Source organism: Streptomyces niphimycinicus (genome assembly GCF_018883605.1).
GTDB classification, from domain to species: Bacteria; Actinomycetota; Actinomycetes; order Streptomycetales; family Streptomycetaceae; genus Streptomyces; species Streptomyces niphimycinicus.
Genome location: NZ_JAHLEM010000692.1, coordinates 1 through 8468 on the forward strand (window position 1 = coordinate 1; position 8468 = coordinate 8468).

The 8468-nt window shown below is 72.5% G+C and carries 2 protein-coding genes; both read left to right on the forward strand.

The features are described from left to right. On the forward strand, window positions 1-6480 hold a 6480-nt coding region (locus KN815_RS40430), incomplete at its 5' end, for a type I polyketide synthase (RefSeq protein WP_216346779.1). Between the two features lie 85 nt (window positions 6481-6565). After that, window positions 6566-8468 (forward strand): type I polyketide synthase (locus KN815_RS40435; RefSeq protein WP_216346780.1); only part of this gene is annotated, 1903 nt, incomplete at its 3' end.

The window sequence follows — 8468 nt, forward strand, 5'->3', positions numbered from 1 at the left end:
CAGGAGTTCCCGCTGACCGCCGTGGTGCATACGGCCGGTGTGCTGGACGACGGCGTCGTGGACGCCCTCACGGTGGAGCGGGCGGCCGGGGTGCTGCGTCCGAAGGTGGACGCGGCACGGAATCTGCATGAGCTGACCGCGGGCATGGATCTGTCGGCGTTCGTGCTGTTCTCCTCGGCGGCGGCCACATTGGGCAATCCCGGGCAGGGGAGTTACGCCGCGGGCAACGCCTACCTCGACGCGCTGGCCATGCAGCGGCGCGCGGACGGCCTTGCGGCCACGTCCATCGCCTGGGGCGCCTGGGCCGGAGGCGGCCTCGTCACCGGTGATATCGGCGAGCAGATGAGCCGGTCGGGCATCCTGGCCATGGTCCCCGAGCTGGCCATCTCAGCGCTTCAGCAGGCATTGGACCACGATGAGACGTTCCTCGCGGTCGCGGACATCGACTGGGCACGCTTCGAAGCGGACTCCGCCGACACCCCCCTCTTCCGCCGGCTGCGGAGCGCGCCGAGCGCGACCACGGGGAAGCAGCTCACGGCGGGCGGTGCCGCCGCCCCCGGGCGGGCGGAACTTCACGACCGGCTGGCAGCCATGCCCTGGGAGAAGCGCGAAGGGGCCCTGCGGGACCTGGTGCGTGCCCAGGCCGCCGACGTCCTCGCGCACGACAGCGCGGACGCGGTCGCCCCGGACCGCGCCTTCCGTGACCTCGGCTTCGACTCGCTGACCGCCGTTGAACTGCGCAACCGGATCGGTGCGGCCACCGGGCTGCGGCTGCCGGTCAGCCTGGTCTTCGACTACCCCACGCCCACGGTGCTGGCCCGGTTCCTGAACGGCGAGATGTTCGGCACCGAGGAAGGCGGCGCCGCCGAGACCGCGCCCACCCGCTCGGACTCGTTCGACGAGCCCATCGCGATCGTGGCGATGAGCTGCCGGTTCCCCGGCGGTGTGCGGACCCCCGAGCAACTGTGGGACGTGGTGAACGCCGGAGTCGACACCATCTCCGGCTTCCCCGACGACCGTGGCTGGGACCTCGAGGGGCTGTACGACCCCGACCCCGACAAGCCGGGCAAGACCTACGCCCTCACCGGCGGATTCCTCGACAACGTCACCGACTTCGACCCGGACTTCTTCGGGATCAACCCGCGCGAGGCGCTGGCCATGGACCCGCAGCAGCGGCTGCTGCTGGAGACGTCCTGGGAGGCGTTCGAGCGCGCCGGAATCGACCCGGCGGCGTTGCGCGGCAGCCAGGCGGGTGTCTTCATCGGCTCGAACTACCAGGACTACAGCGGCCGGGCCATCAGCGCGCCCGACGGTGTGCAGGGCTATCTCGGACTCGGCAGCGCGTCGAGCGTCGCCTCCGGCCGCCTCTCCTACACCTTCGGTTTCGAGGGCCCGGCCGTGACGGTGGACACCGCGTGCTCCTCGTCGCTGGTCGCCCTGCATCTGGCCGCGCAGTCGCTGCGTCAGGGCGAATGCGATATGGCGCTGGCCGGCGGTGTGACGATCATGGCCACGCCGGGCACGTTCGTCGAGTTCAGCTCCCAGCGTGTGCTGTCGCCGGACGGGCGGTGCAAGGCGTTCTCCGCCGAGGCCGATGGCACGGGCTGGTCCGAGGGCGTGGGCCTGCTGCTGGTGGAGCGGCTGTCGGACGCCCGGCGCAAGGGCCACCAGGTGCTGGCCGTCGTCCGGGGTTCGGCGATCAACCAGGACGGCGCGTCCAACGGACTGACGGCGCCGAACGGCCCGTCGCAGCAGCGGGTGATCGGCAAGGCGCTGGAGAACGCGGGCCTGTCGGCCGCCGAGGTGGACGCGGTGGAGGCCCATGGCACGGGTACCTCGCTGGGTGACCCGATCGAGGCGCAGGCACTGCTGGCCACCTACGGCCAGGGGCGGCAGGAGGACCAGCCGCTGTGGCTGGGCTCCATCAAGTCGAACATCGGACACACCCAGGCGGCGGCCGGTGTGGCCGGGGTCATCAAGATGGTGATGGCCATGCGTGCGGGCGTGCTGCCCAAGACGCTCCACGCGGACGAGCCCTCGCCGCACATCGACTGGACCAGCGGCGCCGTGTCCCTGCTGCGCGAGCCGACCCCGTGGCCGGAGACGGACCGCCCGCGCCGGGCGGCCATATCGTCCTTCGGGATCAGCGGCACCAACGCGCACACCATCATCGAGGCGGCCGACGCCGCCGAGGCACCGGCGCAGGAGACGGACGGCGAGGCCGCCGGTTCACCGGCCGGCCTCACGGTGGTTCCCTGGCTGCTCTCCGGCACAAGCCCCGAGGCGCTCAGCGCCCAGGCCGGGCGGCTGCGCGAATTCGACGGTGTGGCCACCGCACACGCCAACGACCTCGCCGACATCGGCTATTCGCTGGCGACGACCCGTTCCGCCCTGCCCTACCGCGCGGTTGTGGTCGCCGAGGAAGCGGCCCAGTTCCGGAGTGGGCTCGACGCGCTCGCGGAGGGCCGGAACGCGGCCACGCTGATCCAGGGCGTGGCGCGGGCCGAGCACAAGACGGCGTTCCTGTTCTCGGGCCAGGGCGCGCAGCGCCTGGGCATGGGCCGGGAGCTGTACGACGCCTTCCCGGTGTTCGCCCAGGCGCTGGACGAGGTGTGCGCGCATCTCGATGTGCTGCTCGACCGTCCGCTCACCGAGGTGATGTTCGCGGCCGAAGACAGCGCGGATGCCGGGCTGCTGAACCAGACGGCGTTCACCCAGCCCGCCCTCTTCGCCATCGAGGTGGCGCTCTTCCGGCTGCTGGACCACTGGGGCATCACCCCGGATGTGCTGATCGGCCACTCCATCGGCGAGATCGCCGCGGCGCATGTGGCCGGGGTGTTCTCCCTGGAGGACGCCTGCGCGCTGGTGGCGGCCCGTGGCCGGCTGATGCAGTCCATGCCCGAGGGCGGCGCGATGGTGGCCGTCCAGGCGCCCGAGGAGGAGATCGCCGCGTCACTGGCCGGCCGCGAGGCCGAGGTGAGCATCGCCGCCATCAACGGCCCGACCGCCGTGGTCATCGCGGGCGACGAGGCCGCGGTACTGGAGATCGCCGGACAGTGGGAGCGAGAGGGCCGTAAGACGCGTCGACTGCGCGTCAGCCACGCCTTCCACTCCCCGCGCATGGACGGGGTGCTCGGCGACTTCCGCAAGGTCGTCGAGGGCCTGTCGTTCGCTCCGCCGGCCCTCTCCCTGGTCTCCAACGTCACCGGCAGGCCGGCGGAGACCGACGAGGTGTGCTCGCCGGAGTACTGGGTGCGCCATGTGCGGGAGGCGGTGCGCTTCGCGGACGGGGTACGGACCCTGGAGAAGCTGGGCGTGACGTCGTTCGTGGAGGTGGGCCCGAACGGTGTGCTCACCGCGATGGCCCAGGACTGCCTGACGGCCGAGGAGCCCGATGGCGGGCTCGCCCCCTCCCTGGTGCCCGTACTGCGCAAGGACCGGTCCGAGATCCAGTCGCTGACCATGGCGCTGGCCGAACTCCACGTCCACGGCACCACGGTGAAGTGGGACGCGGTGTTCGCCGGGCGTGGCGCCCGGAGGGTGGAGCTGCCCACCTACGCCTTCCAGCGGCAGCGCTACTGGCTCGAGACGGCGCCCGCCGCCGGGGATGTGACCTCGGCGGGGCTCAACTCGCCCGACCACCCGCTCCTCGGCGCCGCCGTCGCCCTGGCCGACACCGACTCCTACCTGTTCACCGGCCGTCTGTCCGTCGCCACTCAGCCCTGGCTCGCCGACCACGTCTTCGCGGAGACCGTGCTCTTCCCGGGCACCGCCTTCGTGGAAGTGGCCCTGCGCGCGGCGGAGCAGGTGGGCTACGAGCGGCTGGACGAGCTGACCATCGAGACGCCGCTGGTCCTGCCCGCACGCGGCGCGGCCCAGATCCAGCTCACCGTGGGCGAGCCGGACGAGTCCGGCGCCCGTTCGCTCAATCTGTACTCCCGGTCCGAGGACGCCCAGCCGGACGACCCCTGGACACGCCACACGACCGGCCTGCTCACCAGGGACCCGGCCACCACGGCACCGGAGGCGGTGGCCGCCGACTTCGCCGTGTGGCCGCCCGCGGAGGCGAAGCCGATCGACGTGGACGGTCTCTACGACCGCTTCATCGACGTCGGGTTCGCCTACGGCCCGGCCTTCCAGGGGCTGCGAGCCGCCTGGCGCCGTGGGGACGAGATCTTCGCCGAGATCGACCTGCCCGAGACACAGGACGCCGAGGCCGCCCGGTACGGCCTGCACCCGGCACTGCTCGACGCCTCGCTGCACACCGTCGCGTTCAACCCCACCGGCACCGACGGCAGCACCCTTCCGTTCTCGTGGAACGGGGTGACCCTCCACGCCGGTGGCGCCTCCGCGCTGCGCGTACGGCTGGCGAGCGCGGGCGGGGACACCGTCTCCCTGCACGCCACCGACACCTCCGGCGCACCCGTCGTCACGGTCGACTCCCTCGTCCTGCGGCCCGTGGCCCCGGAGCAGGTGAACTCCGCCCAGCCGTACGAGTCGCTGTACCAGGTCGAGTGGGTGCCCGTGGACACCTCCCGCGCCCCGGAGAACGGCGTGGCGGCCGGGCGCTGGGCGCTCGTCGGCCCCGACCGGGCCGAGACGGCCGGTGTCCTCGGATCGGCCGATGGCACCGTGGACACCTACCCGGACCTCGCGGCCCTGGCCGAGGCCATCGACGCGGGCGCCACCGCGCCCGACGTCGTCCTGGCCTCGAGCGGGTCCGGCACCCGCCGGACGCAGGACCTGGCGGAGGCGGTACGGGAAGCCGGCCACCGCGCCCTCGACCTGCTCAAGAGCTGGCTGGCCGACGACCGCTTCGGCGCCTCCCGGCTGGTGTTCCTCACTCGGGGAGCCATCGCCGCGGGCGAGGACACCGATGTGGCCGACCCCGCCGCCGCGGCCGTCTGGGGCCTGGTGCGCTCGGCCCAGTCCGAGAACCCCGACCGGTTCGTCCTGGCCGACCTGGACGACCACGACGGCTCACGCCGGATCCTCCCGGCGGCGCTCACCACCGATGAACCGCAGATCGTGATCCGCGGCGGCACGGTCCTGGCCGGCCGGCTGGCCCGGGTCCCGGCTCGCGGCAACGAGCCCGAGCAGGAAGCGGCCACGACCGGCATCACCTGGGACCCGCAGGGCACCGTCCTGGTCACCGGAGCGGCCTCCGGCCTCGGGGGCCTGGTCGCCCGGCACCTCGTCAGCGAGCACGGTGTGCGCAACCTCGTGCTGGCCAGCCGCCGTGGCCTCGCCGCGGACGGCGCGGCCGAACTGCGCACGGAGCTGGCGGACCTGGGCGCCCACGCCACGGTCGCCGCCTGCGACACCGCCGACCGCGACGCCCTCGCCGGACTCCTGGCCGCCCTGCCGGACGAGCACCCGCTCACCGCCGTGGTGCACACCGCCGGTGTGCTGGACGACGGCGTCGTCGAGGCACTCACTCCCGAGCGCGTCGACCGCGTGCTGCGGCCCAAGGTCGACGCGGTGCTCAACCTGCACGAGCTGACCGCCGGTCTCGACCTGTCCGCGTTCGTGCTCTTCTCCTCGCTCTCCGGGACGCTCGGCGGCCCGGGCCAGGCCAACTACGCCGCCGCCAACGCCTTCCTGGACGCGTTCGCGTACCGGCGCCGGGCCGAGGGCCTTCCCGCCCAGTCGCTCGCCTGGGGGCTGTGGGAGGAGCGCAGCGGCATGACCGGCAAGCTGGACGAGGCCAATAGGCGGCGCATCGCCCGGGACGGCGTGGCCCCGATGGCCTCCGAGGAGGCCCTGGCCCTGTTCGACGCCTCGTGCGGCATCGACGCGGCCACCCTGGTCCCGGCACGGCTCGACGCCTCGGCGTGGCGGGCCCAGGAGGGGCCGATCCCGGCCCTGCTGCGGGGCATCATCCGGACCACGGCCCGGCGCGGCCCCGCGAGGGCGTCCGCGGGCGGTTCCGGCGCCGGCTCCGCCGAACTGCGCCGCCGTATCGGCTCGCTGGACCCCGCCGCGCGACAGCAGGCACTCCTGGAGCTGGTGACCGAGCACGCGGCCATGGCGCTGGGCCACGACAACCCTCGCATGATCGCCCCGGACCGCGGATTCCTCGACCTCGGCTTCGACTCGCTGACCGCGGTCGGACTGCGCAACCAGCTCGGCACGGTGACCGGCCTTCGGCTGCCCGCCACGCTGCTCTTCGACTACACGACCTCCAGGGCGCTGGCCGGGTATCTGGCGGAAGAACTCGTCGCGGAGGAGCCGGACGCGTCGGTGGTGCTGCCGGTCCTGTCGGAGCTGGAGAAGCTGGAGAGCTCCTTCGCCGAGGTGGTGGCGGACGAAGCCGCGAGGACACGCCTCACAGCACGCTTGCAGCAGGTGCTGGCGAAGCTGACCGCGGGTCAGCAGACACCGTCGGCGAACGGTGGGGTCGCTGCCGCCGACAAGTTCGAGTCGGCGACCGACGACGAGATCTTCGACTTCCTCGACGAGGAGCTCGGAACGTCGTGACCACAACGCACCCCGTCCCCGGAAGTTACCGGCCGAAGGCTTTCAACCCCCTGTCTTGGGGTTCTCAGAGGAGTGACAAGAGGCAGTGAGCGACACCAAGCTGCGCGATTACCTCAAGCGCGCGACGGCCAGTCTGCACGAGACTCGTCAAGAGCTGCGGGAACTCAAGGACAGGGACACCGAACCCATCGCCATCGTCGGGATGGGATGCAGGTATCCGGGTGGGGTGGAGTCGCCGGAAGACCTGTGGGAGCTGGTCGCCTCGGGCACCGACGCCATCTCCACCTTCCCCGTGGACCGGGGATGGGACGAGGATCTGTACGACCCGGATCCGGAGCAGCCGGGCAAGAGCTACACGCGTGAGGGCGGGTTCCTGCACGACGCGAACGGCTTCGACGCGTCGTTCTTCGGCATGAGCCCCCGCGAGGCGCTGGCGACCGATCCGCAGCAGCGGCTGCTGCTGGAGACCTCGTGGGAGGCGCTGGAGCGGGCGGGCATCGACCCGGTGTCCGCGCGCGGCAGCCGCACCGGCGTGTTCATCGGTGTGATGTACAACGACTACGGTTCGCGCATCCGGTCGATCCCGGAGGGTCTCGAAGGCCACCTGGGGAACGGCAGCGCCGGAAGCATCGCGTCCGGCCGCATCTCCTTCACCTTCGGCTTCGAGGGCCCCGCGGTGACCGTGGACACGGCCTGCTCCTCGTCGCTCGTGGCGCTGCACCTGGCGGTGCAGGCGCTCCGCAAGGGCGAGTGCTCGCTGGCGCTCGCCGGCGGTGTGGCCATGATGGCGACTCCAGAGGTGTTCATCGAGTTCAGCCGACTGCGCGGACTCGCCGTGGACGGCCGCTGCAAGTCGTTCTCGAACGCGGCCGACGGCACCGCATGGTCCGAGGGCGCCGGTGTGCTGCTGCTGGAACGGCTCTCCGACGCGCGGCGCAACGGACACCAGGTACTGGCCGTGGTACGGGGCGCCGCCGTCAACCAGGACGGGGCGAGCAGCCGGTTGACCGCGCCGAACGGTCCCTCGCAGCAGCGGGTGATCCGCGACGCCCTGCGGAACGCGGGCCTGTCGGCGGCCGAGGTGGACGCGGTGGAGGCGCACGGCACCGGCACGACGCTGGGCGACCCGATCGAGGCACAGGCACTGCTGGCCACCTACGGCAAGGAGCGCCCCGGGGCGGACCGGCCGCTGTGGCTGGGGTCGTTGAAGTCGAACATGGGGCACACACAGGCGGCCGCCGGTGTGGGCGGCGTCATCAAGATGGTGATGGCCATGCGGCACGGCGTGCTGCCGAAGACGCTCCACGTGGAGGAGCCGTCGGAGCACGTGGACTGGTCCGCGGGGGAGGTGTCGCTGCTGACCGAGCCGACCCCGTGGCCCGCGACGGGGGAGCCGCGCAGGGTTGGTGTGTCCTCGTTCGGGGTGAGCGGGACGAACGCACATGTGATCCTGGAGCAGGCCCCGGAGACCGAGGCGGTCGAGACCGCCGGCACCGAGGTGGCCGAGGGCCCGGTGGCCTGGGTGGTGTCCGGGCGCGGTGCGGAGGGATTGCGGGCGCAGGCCGGGCGGCTGCGGGACTTCGTGGCGAAGCGCTCGGAGTACGGTGCGGCCGACGTCGCGCTGTCGTTGGTGACGACCCGGTCGGTGCTGGAGCACCGAGCGGTGGTGGTGGGCAGCGACCGGCAGGAATTGCTGGCGGGCCTCGGCGCGGTGGCGGAGAAGTCCGCTCATCCGGGCGTGGTGGTGGGCGAAAGCGCCACTCCCGGCCGCTCCGTTTTCGTGTTCCCCGGTCAGGGGGCCCAGTGGGTGGGCATGGCGGTCGGGCTGCTGGAGTCCTCGCCGGTGTTCGCGGAGGCGATGGGCGAGTGTGAGGCCGCGTTGGCGCCTCATGTGGACTGGTCGCTGGCCGAGGTGCTGCGTGGCGCCGACGGTGCCCCCGGTTATGACCGGGAGGACGTCGTTCAGCCGGTGCTGTTCGCGGTGATGG